General features: G+C 65.5%; 14 protein-coding genes and 1 pseudogene. 4 read left to right on the forward strand and 11 right to left on the reverse strand.

Annotated elements, in window-relative coordinates:
• Window positions 1–213 (reverse strand): annotated as a pseudogene (locus tag BM145_RS14530) (IS21 family transposase); the annotation flags it as partial.
• A 51-nt stretch (window positions 214–264) separates the two neighbouring features.
• On the opposite strand from BM145_RS14530, the gene BM145_RS16550 reads away from it, so the two are divergent.
• Complete coding sequence (locus BM145_RS16550; RefSeq protein ID WP_281244369.1) at window positions 265–504, forward strand: WYL domain-containing protein; 240 nt, start codon at window positions 265–267, stop codon at window positions 502–504.
• 92 nt (window positions 505–596) lie between these two features.
• On the opposite strand, the gene BM145_RS14535 is transcribed toward BM145_RS16550, so the two are convergent.
• The 10 genes from BM145_RS14535 to BM145_RS14580 form a co-directional block, all read right to left on the reverse strand.
• Window positions 597–1,613, reverse strand: coding sequence for an amidohydrolase family protein (locus BM145_RS14535; protein WP_093334393.1), 1,017 nt, complete (start codon window positions 1,611–1,613; stop codon window positions 597–599).
• A gap of 237 nt (window positions 1,614–1,850) precedes the next feature.
• Window positions 1,851–3,050, reverse strand: coding sequence for an MBL fold metallo-hydrolase (locus BM145_RS14540; RefSeq protein ID WP_218149666.1), 1,200 nt, complete (start codon window positions 3,048–3,050; stop codon window positions 1,851–1,853).
• Window positions 3,051–3,079: 29 nt separating this feature from the next.
• The gene (locus tag BM145_RS14545; protein WP_093334395.1) at window positions 3,080–3,817 is read right to left on the reverse strand and encodes an SDR family NAD(P)-dependent oxidoreductase; all 738 of its coding nucleotides are present in this window, start codon (window positions 3,815–3,817) and stop codon (window positions 3,080–3,082) included.
• Window positions 3,818–3,861: 44 nt separating this feature from the next.
• Entirely contained in the window at window positions 3,862–4,617 is a 756-nt protein-coding gene (locus BM145_RS14550) for an SDR family NAD(P)-dependent oxidoreductase (RefSeq protein ID WP_093334396.1), read from the reverse strand.
• Entirely contained in the window at window positions 4,614–5,207 is a 594-nt protein-coding gene (locus tag BM145_RS14555; RefSeq protein WP_093334397.1) for a TetR/AcrR family transcriptional regulator, read from the reverse strand. Before BM145_RS14555 ends, BM145_RS14550 begins: the two co-directional genes overlap by 4 nt.
• Entirely contained in the window at window positions 5,204–5,833 is a 630-nt protein-coding gene (locus tag BM145_RS14560; protein WP_093334398.1) for a glutathione S-transferase family protein, read from the reverse strand. The genes BM145_RS14555 and BM145_RS14560 overlap by 4 nt, the downstream gene beginning before the upstream one ends.
• Window positions 5,834–6,400: 567 nt before the next feature.
• Entirely contained in the window at window positions 6,401–7,435 is a 1,035-nt protein-coding gene (locus BM145_RS14565; protein ID WP_093334399.1) for an IS110 family RNA-guided transposase, read from the reverse strand.
• Window positions 7,436–7,688: 253 nt separating this feature from the next.
• Window positions 7,689–8,582, reverse strand: coding sequence for an NAD(P)/FAD-dependent oxidoreductase (locus BM145_RS14570; RefSeq protein ID WP_093334400.1), 894 nt, complete (start codon window positions 8,580–8,582; stop codon window positions 7,689–7,691).
• Window positions 8,583–8,637: 55 nt separating this feature from the next.
• Window positions 8,638–9,090, reverse strand: coding sequence for a PaaI family thioesterase (locus tag BM145_RS14575; RefSeq protein WP_093334401.1), 453 nt, complete (start codon window positions 9,088–9,090; stop codon window positions 8,638–8,640).
• 29 nt (window positions 9,091–9,119) lie between these two features.
• The gene (locus BM145_RS14580) at window positions 9,120–10,589 is read right to left on the reverse strand and encodes an efflux transporter outer membrane subunit (RefSeq protein WP_245739373.1); all 1,470 of its coding nucleotides are present in this window, start codon (window positions 10,587–10,589) and stop codon (window positions 9,120–9,122) included.
• Between the two features lie 63 nt (window positions 10,590–10,652).
• Between BM145_RS14580 and BM145_RS14585 the strand changes: the two genes are divergently transcribed.
• From BM145_RS14585 to BM145_RS14595, 3 genes are all read left to right on the forward strand, one after another.
• Window positions 10,653–11,270, forward strand: a complete 618-nt coding sequence (locus BM145_RS14585) for a TetR/AcrR family transcriptional regulator (protein ID WP_093334402.1) — start codon at window positions 10,653–10,655, stop codon at window positions 11,268–11,270.
• Between the two features lie 124 nt (window positions 11,271–11,394).
• On the forward strand, window positions 11,395–12,432 hold the full coding sequence (locus BM145_RS14590; RefSeq protein ID WP_093334403.1) for an efflux RND transporter periplasmic adaptor subunit: 1,038 nt from the start codon (window positions 11,395–11,397) through the stop codon (window positions 12,430–12,432).
• Window positions 12,429–15,575, forward strand: coding sequence for an efflux RND transporter permease subunit (locus BM145_RS14595; RefSeq protein WP_093334404.1), 3,147 nt, complete (start codon window positions 12,429–12,431; stop codon window positions 15,573–15,575). Before BM145_RS14590 ends, BM145_RS14595 begins: the two co-directional genes overlap by 4 nt.
• Window positions 15,576–15,578: the final 3 nt, after the last annotated feature.

Consider the following 15,578-nt stretch of genomic DNA (forward strand, 5'->3'; position numbering starts at 1 on the left):
GTCTTCCTCCAGCAACGCGTCCAGTTGCGCCTGAAACGGCCCCAGCTTCGGCAGCGGCTGCACCTCCCGCCGGTAACCCATGTCCGCCTCCGGCGCCCGGATCGCCTTGCGCACCACCTTGCGCGATAGGTGCAGGTCCCGCGCTATCGCCTTGATGGCCTTCCCCGACGCGTGCTCGCGCCGGATCCTCAATACCGTCTCCAATACCAGCATCCCGATCTCGCCGCCTGACACACCGCCAAGCGAGCAGCCTAGACCACCGGGATGAGGGGTCCTTTTTCGACGCCGATCACCCCGCTATCGGGGTCCCTTTTCCACGCCGATCCACACACCTGCGTCACCGTGCTCGCCTGGTGTTGCCTGCGCGGGGACTTCCGTATGTTCCGCTCCGACCGCATTACCGCGATCGAGGCCGATGGAATGACCTTTCGCCCGCGCCGCGTCGCGCTGCTGCGGGAGTATGTTGGTCGGCTGGCTGAGCGACGCGCTGAACAGGCAACTTAGCACGCAGCCGCATTCCGTTTCAGAGGAACCTGAGACGGACGTCCAGGGCCAGTTTGCCGCTTCTCGGAAGCGAACGTTGGTTCAGGCCGGGATCACGCCTGCTGACGAGCGCACTCCTTCGGGCTGCCCGCGTCTTTGATCAGCCTCTCCCAATTACCGTGTGCCAGGCCGTTGCGGGTAGCGCCGTCGAGATCGAGGCTCTCGATAAACCGGCGAGGCTTGCCTCCTGGCTGATACTGGTAGGGGAAGTCGGTCGAGAACAGCAGGCGCTTAGGTCCCACGATCTCCAGACAGCGCCGCAGGTAGCTCTCGCTCCACATGCCGCTTCCCGTGACGTAGAGGTTGCGTCTGGCGCACTCGGCGAGTGACCGGTCGAGATCGAGCGCGCGGTCCAGCACGGCGCCGGTCCGCTCGATATAGAACAGCACCACCTCGCCCCAGTGGCCCAGGATGATCTGGAGGTTCGGCAGTTCGTCGAACACGCCCGCCGCGACCAGCCGCACCCACTCCAGTCCGGCCTCGTAGTGCCAGCCAAGACCGAAGGCGGAGAGCGCCAGATCGGCCCGCTCGCTGATCCCAGAGTAGCTCGCCTCGCGCACGGCGGGGGCGGGCGTTTGCGGATGAATGAACAGCGGCACGCCGAGCGCTGCCGCGTTGGCGAGCAGCGGGCGAAGCGCCGCGTGGTCAAGGTGGCGGTCGCGCGTGCGGCCACACAGCAGCGCACCCTTAAGTCCGAGTTCCTTCACGGCTCGTTCCAGCTCGCGCGGGGCGGCGTCGGGATCGGACGTCGGCAGTGCGGCGAAGCCCTGGAAGCGATCAGGGCGGCGCGCGCAAGCGTCGGCGATCAGGTCGTTGGTTCGCCGAGCCAGCTCTACCGCCGGTCCAGGCTCGAGGTTGTGCAGTCCCGGCGTGGTGAGCGAGAGCACCTGCACGTCGACGCCCTGCTCGTCCATCAACGCCAGCCGCCCCTCGCAGAGGTCAGCGAGGCGCTCACCCGTCTCCCCTATGTCCGCTATTGCGGAAACTGGATCGTGCGGCGGCGGCGCAGCGGCCCAGGCATCACGGACCTCAACTGGCAGGATATGCTCTTCGATGGCGATAAGGCGCATGCTTCGACTCCAGGCTGGTGATAGAAACCGGCCGATGTGGTCGCGGGTCCATCGGGTCGATCGCCACGGAGACCCAAATCCGGTTATTAGCGGCCTCTTTTCGGCTCCCCAGCTTATGCCATCCATTCATATTGGCAGCGTGAGACTTGCTGAGCGTCGGCCCTGCCGCTGCCCCGCCAGTTTTCGCAAAAAAGGCTTCAAATTCGATACCATCGCGGCTTCCCCGGAAGCCGGTGGTTAGCGGATCGAGACTACCTGCCGCCACCATGCATCTATTGGTTCGGGCAAGGTCGCCGGAGAAGCGTCCGGCTCGACCGGCTCACCGGGTCTTGGAAGAACAACACGCACCCCGGCTACTCGAGCAGCCTCAAGCACGTGTTCCGCGGGTTCTTCCCAAGGGTGGAAGGCAAGGTTGAAGGTGCCCCAGTGCACTGGCAACAGCATTCGGCCACCGACTTGTTGATGAACCGCAACGGCCTGCTCCGGCGTAAGATGGATGTCGGGCCAGGTGGGGCCGTATGCCCCCATTTTAACGATCGTAAGGTCGAAGGGGCCATGCTGCTTGCCGAGTTTCGTGAACCCGTCGAATGCCCCTGTATCCCCGCTGTAGAACACCCGGTGCGACCCGCCCTGTGACGTGGTTCCCGCGATCACGAACGATGCCCACAGCGTCTGGTTGTCGCGACCGAGTCCACGACCTGAATAGTGTCGCGCCGGAGTGGCAGTGATGCTGAGCGAGGCGTTGATTCCACCTACCTTGGCGGACTCGCCCCAGTCCAGTTCGACGATGCGTGCCGGCGCAACGCCCCAACGCTCGAGATGCGCGCCGACGCCGAGCGGCACCACGAAGCGCAAGCAAGGCTGGTTCGGATCGTTGGCGAGCGCCCGAACGGCATCCATGTCGAGATGATCGTAATGATCGTGTGAAATTACGACGGCGTCGAGTGGCGGAACATCGCCGATTGGGAGCGGCGGGGCGTGGAAGCGGCTCGGTCCGACCAGCCTGGACGGAGAGGCGCGCTCTGCCCAGACGGGGTCGAGCAGAACGCGTGCGCCATCGATCTCCACCAGCGTGGTGGCATGGCCTAGCCAAGTCGCGCGCAGCCCAGAGGGAGGCGGCTGCGTAAAGTCGGCTCGTGTGAGGCGCCTGACAGGTATCGCCTTCGGCGGCGTGCGTTGTTCGCCGCCTGCCACCTGCCGCCATGCCGTATTCAACATGCTGTTCGGTAGCATTTTGGCGGTTGGAACCGAGTTCTCGAATGCGCCGTCTTTTGCAGACCCGCGCCATTGTGGCGATCGGATTATGCGCTGGAGCCGTTCGCCAGAGGGACGAGCACCGAACGCCGCGAGCCAGTCAGTCGAACCCACCAGCACACCGACACCAAGGACACCCAGCACGCCCGCAACCTTCGCCGTCTCACGAAGCGGCGTCTTCAACGGCCCGTCATGCTTTCGAGATGGCAACGTCATGACATCAGGACGCCGCCATTGACGGAGATAGTCTGCCCGGTCACCCAGCCCGCGCGCTCGGACAGCAGCCATTCGGTGCAGGCGGTGATGTCTTCAGGCTTGCCGACCCGGCCAACCAGTGTCTGCGCCGCTACTTGGTCTACCATCTTGGCGCTGTCGCCGTAGCCGCCCGCCTCAAAGAACTCGGTATCGGCGACGAAGCCAGGTGCGATGGCATTGACGGTGATGCGGCGCTTTCCCGCGCGTCGGGCAAGATCGCGCGCATAGCCGTGGAGCGCCGCCTTGGCGGTGGCATAGGGGCCGCCTTGGCCATCGAGGCCAGCGGTCGAACCGATCAGGATGATCCGGCCGTCCTCCACCATTTCGGGCAGGACCGCTTCGATCAGCAGCACCGCGCTGAACAGGTTCTTGCCCAGCGCCTCGGACCATGCGCCTTCGATCGCGGCAACCGAATTGCCGGGTTCCTTAAAATCCCCCTGGCCGCCGGCGGTGGCGACGATGGCGCGCACAGCCTGTTCACCAATTGACCCGACGATCGCCTCGACGTCGGCCGTGAGCGACAAGTCGCCCGTGGCAATCGAAACCAGCGCCGCGTCCGCGCTCAGCGATGCGGTTTGCTCAAGCGGTTCCCGGCGCCGCCCGACCGCGAGAACGGGTCGCCCTGCCGCGACAAGCGACAAGGCAATATGACGGCCCATGCCGCTGCCGGCGCCGGTGACGATCGTAAGAGACATGCCGCTATCCTTCTTCGGTTCGATGATCGTTCGTGCCTTTGGGGTCAGAGCAGCCCGGCCGGGGCGATGGTGCGTCCGCCGTCGACATTCAGTTCGGCCCCAGTGATGAAGCCGGCATCGTCGGACAGCAGGAAGACCACCGCGGGCGCGACGTCCCCGGGCTGTCCGACGCGGCCGAGCGGCACGATCTTGCCCATCGCCCAGGCACCCAGCTTGGTCACCACATTGCGGATCATGGGCGTGTCGATCGGACCGGGGTTGACGAGATTGACGCGAATGCCGTCCGACGCGAGTTCGGCCGCTGCGGTTCGTGTCATACCCGCTATCGCCGCCTTGGTGCCGGAATAGGCGATGGCCAGGGGCGCACCGCGCACACCGGCTTCCGAGCCGATGTTGACGATGGCGCCGCCCTTGGCGCGGCGCATCGCCGGGACGACGTGCTTCATGCCAAGCAGCTGGCCGAGCTGGTTGGTGCGGATGCCCGCCATCACCGTCTCCGCCTCGATGTCGGTCACCTTGCCGGTGATCGTCACGCCGGCGTTGTTGACGAGGCCAGTGACCTTCCCGAATGCCTGTTCGGCCCGCTCGACGATCGCCGCCCACTCCGCCTCAGAGCCGACATCGTGCCGCTGGAAGATGGCCCGTCCTCGCAAGTCGGCCTCGATTGCGCGACCATTCTCCTCGTTGCGGCCGCCGAAGACGACCTGCGCACCGCATTCTACCAGCAGGCGCACCTCCGCTTCGCCCTGGCCGCCGGTAGCGCCGCTGACGATCACCACCTTGTCGTTCATGTCGATCATGTCTGGTCCTTTGAAACGATGGGCCGGGGCAGCGCCGCGTAGGTCGCGGCCGTGAGATCGGCGATCGACCGCTCGCCGCCTTCGAGGGTCCACTGCCGCGCCGCGATTCGCAGGCCGCCGATCGCGATTGCCGCGGCCATGGCGGCCGCCAGCGGGTCGCCACCGTGCGCCACGATGGCGGTGGCGACCATGTGCTCCCACACCTGGTACTTCTCGTGAGCGCGCGCCTTCAGCGACGGCGTATCCTCGATCAGGCGACCGACCTTCAGCGATACGGGATGGACGTCGCGATGGGCGTTGATGTGCCCGAGCACCGCCTCCGTCGCCGCGGTGACCGGATCGGTCGCGCAGCGTGCGGGATCGATCCGAGCCACCAGCGCCGGCCCGGTCGTCACGGTCCAGGCGAGAACGATATCCTCCTTGGTCGGGAAGTCGCGGAAGATCGTGCGGCGTGCGACCCCCGACGCCTGCGCGATCATGTCCATCGTCGTGCCCGCGAAGCCATGCGTGAGGTACAAGTCGATCGCGATGTCGATCACCGATTGGCGACGAATGGCCGCTTTTTCCGCCACGGCGCCAGTCGGGGTCATGCGGCGTGCATCTCCACCGGTCCGCCCCGCGCCACGGCGGCTGCGAACGCAGGACGCGCCTCCAACCGGTCGAGATAGGTGCCGAGCGTCGGGTAACTGCGAAAATCCTGACGGGCCGAAGCGGCACGCATCACGAACCACATCTGGATGTCGGCTGCGGTAAGATCGTCACCGAGCACGTATGCCCGATGATCCAGCAGCGCGGCGAGCTGGTCCAGCACCTCTGCACCGGTCGGTCCCGGTATCCACCGGATTGCCTGCGGCACCTCGGCACCCATCGTCTCGATCAGGTCGACCGTCAACGCCGGCATCGCCGTGGCCTCGGCCATGTGCATCAGCATGGCGTGACGGGACCATGCGTCAGTGCCGGGTTCCGGTTGCAGGCGACCGCCGGCATATCGATCCAGGATGTGAGCGATGATCGCGCCGGATTCAGACAGCTCCAAGTCACCGTCGACGATTGCAGGCGCCTTGCCGAACGGGCTATGCGACGTGAGGGCAGACCCACCTCGCATCGTGACCGGATCGCGCTCGTACGTCTCAAGCGCATAGGGCAACTCGAGCTCCTCCATCAGCCAGAGGATGCGGTGAGAGCGACTGGCACGAAGATGGTGGACGGTAATCATGCCATCCGTAATGGCACTTAGTGCCAAAAGTTCCCGCCTCGTCTCCGCCCCCGCTTAAAACAGCGACACCGATCTTCCCGATGGAGAACGTGATGTGGGAAGAAATCTCGCCGATCGTACCCACAGGCGTCCGGGGCACCCGCTTCCCCAAAATCTTTAAGAATGCACTTTCTCGAAACGGCTAGGTGAGAGCGGGGCATCGGGAAAGTCGTGAGGTTCCAAAGGCAGCAAGATTCGGGAAAATGACTGGCATGGCATGAGAACGCCCGAGATGGACCATCCGGCGGTCAGCCGCTGGGCGGCTGACAAGACCCATCTGTGGACGCCCCTTCGGTTGCAAGCGGTATTTGGGAATTCTGACACACGGTCGGATGCTGCCATCTGTCCGGCCTGTAATGCAGCGTAAGCTGCTGGCCCGTATGGGAGTTCGCGGACCGGAACCACATCACAATCGCGTGCTCTAGACACGATGGGTCTACCTGGTTCTTCCGGCCCCGTCTCGCCGACTGTCGTGCCATACCCTCCTTCGACCGACTGCGCCCTCCGACGCCTCTGGTCCGCCTCGGCTTACGCCGTGACTGCGACCGGAGCTCTATAATCCTCTTGCCTCACCAGCAACGCCCAGACTGTGCGTGCCATCTTGTTGGCGAGCGCGACCGTGACCAGCATGCGGGGCTTCCTGGCCAGCATGCCCTCAAGCCATGAGCCCGCCGGCGCCCCGCGCTTGCTCGCCTGAAGCACGACTGCGCTGGCCCCGATGATGAGGAGGCGCCGCAGCGTTCGCTCGCCCATTCGCGAGATCGCGCCGGACTTCTGCTTGCCGCCGGTCGACGCCTGCTTCGGGACCAGCCCTAGCCAGGCGGCGAAGTCGCGGCCCTTCGCGAAGGTCTCGGCCGGAGGCGCTATTGCGGCGATAGCGGTCGCCGTGATCGGTCCGACACCCGGGATGGTCATCAGCCGCCGCGCCACCTCGTCCTCGCGAGCGCGACGCGTGATCTCCTTGTCCAAGGCCGCAATCCGCTTGTCGAGATCGGCGAGCATGTCGACCATCATCGTGAACATTGGTCGCGCCGCCTCGGGCAGCGTTTCTCCTATCTCGCCACCGTCGAGCAGGTCTGCCAGCATCGCGAGGTGCGCCGCCCCCTTGGACGCAACCCAGCCGTATTCGGCCAGATGCCCTCGGATCGCATTGCCGAGCTGAGTGCGCTGCTTCACCGCTAGGTCGCGCGTACGGAACACCAGCGCTGCTGCCTGCTGCTCCTCGCTCTTCACTGCCACGAACCGCATGTTCGGTCGCTGTGCCGCCTCGCAGATCGCCTCGGCATCCACCGCATCATTCTTGTGCCGCTTTACGAATGGCTTCACGTACGCTGGCGGAATCAGCCGCACCTCGTGCCCCATCGCCCGCAGCTCGCGCGCCCAGTGATGCGCACCGCCACATGCCTCCAGCGCCACCAGGCAGCGAGGCTGCGCTGCGAAGAAGTCGAGCAGCTTGCCGCGGGTCAGCCTGCGGCTGAAGACCATCCCGCCACGCTCATCGGCACCATGCGCGTGGAAAATGTGCTTGGCGATATCCAGACCAATCGTGGTAACCTCTGACACGGACGCCTCCTTCAGTGGTGTTCAACACCTCCACTCTGGCACATCAATGCCGTCGGGGGGCGTCCACCCCATCACAAACAGAGTTGGCGCCACTTAGTGCGCCTCCCGAAGTTAGCCGTTCGTTCATCGGCGCGCTTGATTGCTTTTGGCATCCAACGTGTCGGATCGCACGACGTTAAAGTGGTTAAGCACCCACGCCGCAGTTCGACCGGTTTGGAAAGTGATCGTCAACGCCGTCCTTACGATAGTTCGATCACATGAGCATGGACTGCTGGGCCGATATGCCCGCGGTCGCGCCCTGCCATATCGCCGTCGTAACTGACGCCATCAGCGGGTTTGCAAGGTCACCGGCAGCGTAGATGCCAAGTATGCTGGTTTCCCGCCGCTCGTCCACTTTAAGGACGATGCCGAAGGGGGTACCAACCGTGTCGAGTCCCAGTGGTTCATGAAGGCTCGCCGCCGGCTTGTTGCGTGGATGTGCGAACACGATGTCTACGTCGACTTCGGGCGCGCTATCGGGCCAGACGGTGGCGCCATGGCCCTCTCGACGAGTGATTTCGGCGATCCTGCCATCGACAACGGGCACATTGCGGCGCGCGAGGTCGGCTCGGACTTCGGACGAGATGTCGTGCGCGTCCGAGAAGACAGTCAGTCGGTCGGTCCAGTCGCGGAATAGCCTGACATAGTTGTGAGCCTGCGGGCCGGACCAGATAAGACCCCAGTGCCGGTCGGCGACTTCGTAGCCGTCGCAATAGGGGCACGGAACGATCGCCGTGCCCCAGTTCTCGGCGAAGCCGGAAACGGCGGGCATCTGGTCAACCAGGCCGTAGCTCAGGATCAGGCGGCGTGCCCTCAAGCTTGCACCATCATCGGTGAGAACGGAAAAATCGTCGATAACACCGGAAACGCTGTCGGCCCGGGCATCGATCAGCCTGATCGTGGGATAACGCACCAGCTGCTGCCGCGCTTCGGCCAGGATCGACATCGGCGGCTTGTGATCGTGGCCGAGGAGACCATGCGAATGGCCGGCGAAGCGGTTGCGCTGCAGGCCAGTATCGAGAACGGTGACAGCGCGGCGAGCTCGTCCGAGCTGCAGCGCAGCAGCGAGCCCGGCAAAGCTCCCGCCGATGATGATGACGTCATCCATAGGAATGCGCTCCTATCCTTGTAGATCGATGATCAGTTGTCGTACTGCAGGTGCTTCAACGAGTTCGATGCTCGAAGATTAGCAATGTGGACGTGGCAGTCGCGCACAATTTGCCTGCCGCATCGTGGAGTGTCGCTTCAGAAAAGGCTGCGCGACCACCGATGGAAATCAGACGGCCGACCGCCCGGATGGTACCGCTGCGGTCGGAAAGGGGCCGCAGGAACGACACCTTTAGTTCCAGCGTCGTATATGCCTGGCCCGGCTTTAGCGCGGTATGCACCGCGATACCGCAGGCACTGTCTAGTATGGAGGACGTATAACCGCCGTGAGTAAAGCCCATCGGGTTGTAGGATGAGCCATCGGGCGTCGCCTCGAAGACGGCGTGCCCATGGCCAGCCTCGATCAGCGATATACCGAGCTTGACACCGAAAGGTGGTTGTCGGCCGGATGCGAGCAAAGCGCGCACTTGATCCAGGCCAGAAAGTGCGTCCTCTTTCGTTTCGGACACGTCTCGTCCCTCCAGATGTTGGCTTGATATCAGCGGCTGGCGAGTTGCGGCGGGCTCCAGCCGCCACCCAGCGCGCGAAACGATGCCACGGCGCCACGACTGGCAGCAGCGCGTGCTAGAATCGCGCTGTTTCGGGTTTCCAGCAGTCGCCGGTCCGCATCAAGCACTTCGATCAGGCTGACGACGCCGCCCTTGTACGCGCGATCGGACGTGTCACGGGCGCGGATCAGGGCGACCTCGCCGCTTGAGAGCGTTGCGGCCCGCGCTTCCTGTTGCACCAGGGTGGAGAAGGCGTTCTCGACATCCTCCGATGCCCTGAGGACCGTCAGGCGATACGCCGCGAGTGCTTCGGCGTTGCGGCCGCGTGCCGCCTTGATCTCGGCATCGACGCGACCGAAGTCGAACAGACGCCAGCGGAGCCCCAACAGACCACTGGCTTGCGTCGCATCACCGGAGAAAACGCCCCCGATCGCCGTCGTGGCGGTACCCAGCAGGCCGCTGAGGCTGAACTTGGGATAATATTCCGAGATGGCGACACCGATGCGTGCGTTGCTGGCCGCGAGCGTCCGCTCGGCCGCGATGATATCGGGCCGACGACGCAGCAGCGCTGCCGGCCCACCCGCCGTCGATATCCCGGGAGGGGCGGGTATCGGGGCGGAAACGGCGAATTCGGTCCGACTGGCGCCGGGCTGTGCGCCGACGAGGACGTCGATCGCGTTCATCGCCATATCGAGATCGTTCTGGAGCGCCGGAACGACGGCCTTGACCTGCGCCGCTGCACCTTCGACCTGGCGCAGTTGCAGTTCGGCCGCGATGCCCTTGCGATATTGGAGGGCGATCAGATCGACGAGGCGCTGCTGCGTCCGAGCCTGGTCCTTGGCGACCGCGAGGCGTGCCTGCAGTGACCGGATCAGGATATAGGTGTCCGCGGTCTGGGCGGCGACCGACAGGCGGGCTGCAACGGCACTTGCGGCCGACGCCTCCCAGTCGGCCCGCGCGGCGTCACGTGCCGCATCGCGACCGCCGAACAGGTCGAGCTCCCAACTCGCGTTGAGATCGAGCTGGTAGATTTCGGTCGATCGGTCGAATCCGGGAAACCCATTCGCGATCCGGCCCACCGGTGTTTCGAGGGACTGGTAGTTCCCGCCGACCTGACCCGACACGGTAGCCGACGGCAGCAGCGCGGCGTTGGCGTTCTTCAAGGCCGCGCGTGCCTGCAGTACGCGTGCGCGGGCCTGTTGAAGATCGAGGTTCTGCGCCAGCGCGCGATCAACGAAGCTGACCAGCAGGGGATCGTCGAACGACCGCCACCACGCCGTCATGTCGACGGCCGCGGCACCGGCCGGGCGACCCTCGACGGCCGCCGCACCGACGAAGCCGGCGGGGGCGTCGGAGACCGGGGCAACATAGGCCGGGCCCGTCGCGCAGCCGCTCAATGCGAGCGCGAGCACGAGCGTAGAGGCTGTTGTTCCGCAGTCCGGCATGATCGACTTTCCCATTTATGACCGATGTACTGATCGGTCATAGGTTGTTAATCCGGGCGTCGCCGTTATGCTGCACCAATGACGACCGTTTCCATCGCCGAGGCTCCGAACCGCGGCCCGGCCGAACATGCCGTACGCGATCAGATCATCGAAGCCGCAAACGAATGCTTTGCCCGTTATGGATTTCAGAAGACGACGGTATCCGATCTCGCCAAGTCAATCGGCTTTTCCAAAGCGTACATATATCGCTTCTTCGAGTCCAAGCAGGCGATCGGAGAGGCGATCTGCCAGTCACGCCTCGACATCATCATCGGCAGCGCACGATCTGCGATGGCAGAGGCTACGGGCGCGAATGATCGGTTCCGGCGGATGTTTCGTACGGTTACCAACCTGGGCGTAGAACTGTTCTTCGACGACCGGAAGATATACGAGGTAGCGGCGCTGGCCGCGTCCGAGGACTGGAATTCCGCTCGATCCTATACGCAGATGCTGATGTCGATAATCGAGGACATCGTCAAGGAGGGCCGGGAAAGCGGCGAGTTCGAGCGCAAGACGCCCTTGGACGAGACGTGTCGATCCATCTTCTACGCGATGATGCCGTTCACAAATCCCCTTCACCTCGAACGAAACCTCGCCTTGGTACCCGACGGGCAGAACGAGGTGGCGAGCCTCATCCTTCGCAGCTTGGCCCCCTAAAATTCCTATGACCGATTGACATATTGGTCACAGAAATACAGTTGAAGCCTTCTTCATTGAAGGAACGCACGTGTCGACTCGTCATTCCGGTGTCGCCCTGGCGGGCATAACGCTCCTGTCCGTCATGCTGTCGGCGTGCGGAAAGCAGCAGGAGGATCCACGCACCCTGCCCCCGCTGGTGCGGGTTTCGACACCAGCGCTGGCTGGCAGCGCAACGCGCGAGTTCACGGGCGTCGTAGCTGCCAGGGTGCAGAGCGACCTCGGGTTCCGCGTCGGCGGCAAGGTCGTCCGGCGCCTCGTTAACGCCGGCGAGACGGTTCGCCGTGGCCAGCCGTTGATGCGGATCGACAGCGCCGATCTCGCATTGGCGACCCGGGCGGCGGTCGGGACCGTCGATGCGGCCCGCGCCCGCGCGATCCAGGCGGCGGCGGACGAACGGCGATATCGCGACCTGGTCAGCGCGGGGGCAGTATCGGCATCGGCCTACGACCAGGCGCGGGCCGCCGCCGACAGTGCGCGCGCGCAGCTCGCGTCCGCGCAGGCCCAAGCCGGCGTGGCGCGGAACGAGGCGAATTACACGGTGCTCCTCGCCGACGCCGACGGCACCGTCGTCGAAACGCTGGCCGAACCGGGGCAAGTCGTCACCGCGGGCCAGATCGTCGTGCGCATCGCCCGATCGGGACCGCGCGAGGCGATGGTGCAGTTGCCGGAAACGCTGCGCCCGGCGATCGGCTCGGTGGCGAGGGCGCGCATCTTCGACGGGGCGACCGGCACCGCAACCCTGCGCCAGCTGTCCGATTCCGCCGACCCGGCGTCGCGTACGTTCGAGGCCCGCTACGTCCTGGGGGCGCAGGCCGCGCGCGCGCCATTGGGATCGACCGTCACCATCGCCACCGAGTCCGCCGGACGGACCGCCAGCACGGAGGTGCCGCTCGGCGCGCTGTACGATCTCGGGCGCGGCCCGGGCGTGTGGGTGATCCGCGACACGAAGCAGCCGACCATCGCCTGGCAGCCCGTCCAGGTCTCGGCCGTCGGCGAGGAAACCGCGACCATCGTCGGCGGTCTGAAGGACGGACAGCGCTTCGTCGCCATGGGTGCGCACCTGCTCCATCAGGGGCAGGCCGTCCGCATCGCAGCGCCCGCACCGGGAGCCGCACGATGAGCGACCGCGCCGAAGATACCAACCATGGCGGCGCGGACGCGAAACCCGGCCGGTTCAACCTTTCGGCGCTGGCCGTCCGCGAACGCTCGGTTACCTTGTTCTTCCTGATTGCCATCATCGTGGCAGGCGTCGTCGCTTTCACCAAGCTGGGCCGGGCCGAGGACCCCAGCTTCACGATCAAGGTGATGACCATCGTCACCGCATGGCCGGGTGCGACCGCGCAGGAGATGCAGGATCAGGTCGCCGAGCCGCTGGAGAAGCGGATGCAGGAACTGCGCTGGTACGACCGCAGCGAGACCTTCACCCGGCCCGGCCTTGCCTTCACCACGCTGACGCTGAAGGACACCACCCCGCCCGCCGAGGTCGAGGGCCAGTTCTACCAGACGCGCAAGAAGATGTCGGACGAGGCCCCGCGGCTGCCGCGCGGCGTCGTCGGGCCGTTCGTCAACGACGAATATGCCGACGTGACCTTCGCCCTCTATGCGCTGAAAGCGAAGGGCGAACCGCAGCGGCTGCTGGTGCGCGAGGCGGAACGGCTTCGCCAGCGGCTGCTCCACGTGCCCGGCGTCAACAAGATCAACATCGTCGGCGAACGTCCCGAACGGATCTACGTCGAATTCGCAGAGGAGCGCCTCGCCACGTTGGGCGTCTCGCCGCGCGCGATCTTCGATGCGCTGACGCGCCAGAACCTCATTACGCCCGCCGGCTCGATCGAGACCAAGGGGCAGCAGGTCGCGATCCGCCTCGACGGCGCGTTCGATGACCTGTCCAAGGTGCGCGACGTTCCCGTGGTCGTCGGCGAGAAGACGTTCCGCCTGTCCGAGATCGCCAGGGTCGAGCGTGGTTACGAAGACCCCGCCAGCTTCATTGTCCGCCACCAGGGCGAACCGGCCCTGATGCTGGGCGTCGTGATGCGCGACGGCTGGAACGGCCTCGAACTCGGCAAGGCGCTAAAGGCGGAGGTCGACGCGATCAGCGGCGAGCTGCCCACCGGCATGACGCTGGCCAGCGTCACCGACCAGTCGGTGAACATCAGGGAATCCGTCGACCAATTCATGCACACCTTCCTGGAAGCGCTCATCATCGTGATGGTGGTGTCGCTCATCAGCCTCGGCTGGCGGGTCGGCATCGTCGTCGCCGCGGCGGTGCCGCTGACGCTGGCCGTGGTGCTGGTCGTCATGTGGGCGACGGGCCGTGCGCTCGACCGCATCACGCTTGGCGCGCTAATCCTCGCGCTCGGCCTGCTGGTCGACGACGCGATCATCGCCATCGAGATGATGGTGGTGAAGATGGAGGAGGGATATGACCGTATCCGCGCCTCCGCCTATGCGTGGAGCCACACCGCCGCGCCGATGCTCGCCGGTACGCTGGTGACCGTCATCGGCCTCATGCCCGTCGGCTTCGCGCAATCGACCGCGGGCGAATATGCCGGCAACATCTTCTGGGTCGTCGGCTTCGCGCTGATCGCCTCGTGGTTCGTGGCGGTGATCTTCACGCCCTACATGGGCGTCAAGCTGCTGCCGGACATCGAGCCGGTCGAAGGCGGGCACGCCGCCATCTACCAGACGCCGCGCTACCAGAAGGTCCGAGGCTTCGTCGCCTGGGCGGTTCGGCGCAAGGTCGCGGTCACCCTGGCGGTGCTCTGCCTGTTCCTGCTGTCCGGCGCGGGCATGGCGCTGGTCAAGAAGCAGTTCTTCCCCGCCTCCGATCGCCCGGAGGTGCTGGTCGAGGTGCAGATGCCCAAGGGCACCGCCATCGCCCAGACCGGCGAGGCGGCGAAGCAGGTCGAAACCTGGCTGCGCAAGCAACCGGAGGCGAGGACCGTGTCGACCTATATCGGTCAGGGCGCACCGCGCTTCTTCCTGTCGCTGTCGCCCGAACTGCCCGACCCCTCGTTCGCCAAGATCATCGTGCTGACGCCCGATCAGGACGCGCGCGAAGCGCTCTCGCTCAGGCTGCGCCGCGCCGCCAGCGACGGCCTCGCCCCCGCGGCTCGCATCCGCGCGACCAAGCTGACCTTCGGCCCCTATTCGCCCTTCCCGGTCGCCTTTCGGGTCAGCGGACCCGACCTGGCGAAAGTGCGCGACATTGCCACAGGGGCGCAGGCGGTCATGCAGGCTGACCCTTCGATGCGCACGGTCAATGCCGATTGGGGCGACCGTGCGCCGGCGCTGCACTTCGTGCTGGACCAGGATCGCCTGCGCGCGCTCGGCCTGACATCGGGCGACGTCGCCGACCAGCTCCAGTTCCTGCTGACCGGCGTGACCGTCAGCCAGGCGCGCGAGGACATCCGCACCGTCGACGTGGTGGCGCGCTCGGCAGGCAACGACCGGCTCGATCCCGCGCGGATCGGCGACTACGTGCTGACAGGCGCACAAGGGCAGCGCGTGCCGGTCAGCCAGCTGGGCATACTCGAGGTGCGGATGGAGGACCCGATCCTCCAGCGCCGCGACCGCCTGCCGACGATCACGGTGCGTGGCGACATCGCCGATGGCCTCCAGCCGCCCGACGTATCGACCGCGATGCTGGATAAACTGCAGCCGCTGATCCGGCAGCTGCCCACCGGCTACAGGATCGACATAGCCGGCTCGATCGAAGAGTCCGGCAAGGCGAACGAGGCCCTGGCGCCGATCTTCCCGATTATGATCGTGCTCATGATGATCGTCATCATCCTCCAGGTCCGCAGCCTGTCGGCAATGGCGATCGTGCTGCTGACCGCGCCGCTCGGGCTGGTGGGCGTGGTGCCGACCCTGCTGCTCACCGGCCAGCCCTTCGGCTTCAACGCCATTCTGGGCCTGATCGCGCTGGCCGGCATCCTGATGCGCAACACGCTGATCCTGATCGGCCAGATTCACGACCACGAACGCGACGGCATGAACCCCTATGATGCCGTGGTGGAAGCGACCGTGCAGCGGTCCCGCCCGGTCATCCTGACGGCCCTGGCGGCAGTGCTGGCGTTCGTGCCGCTCATCAGCTCGGTATTCTGGGGATCAATGGCGGTGACGCTGATCGGCGGCACGCTGGGCGGCACGATCCTGACGCTGCTGTTCCTGCCCGCGCTCTATGCCCTATGGTTCAGGATCAAGGCACCGACCGACAAAGAGCGTCCCGAGGACCCCGCCCTCACCCCGGCGCATGCATAAGGA

The organism is Sphingomonas rubra, assembly GCF_900115745.1.
GTDB classification, from domain to species: Bacteria; Pseudomonadota; Alphaproteobacteria; order Sphingomonadales; family Sphingomonadaceae; genus Sphingomonas; species Sphingomonas rubra.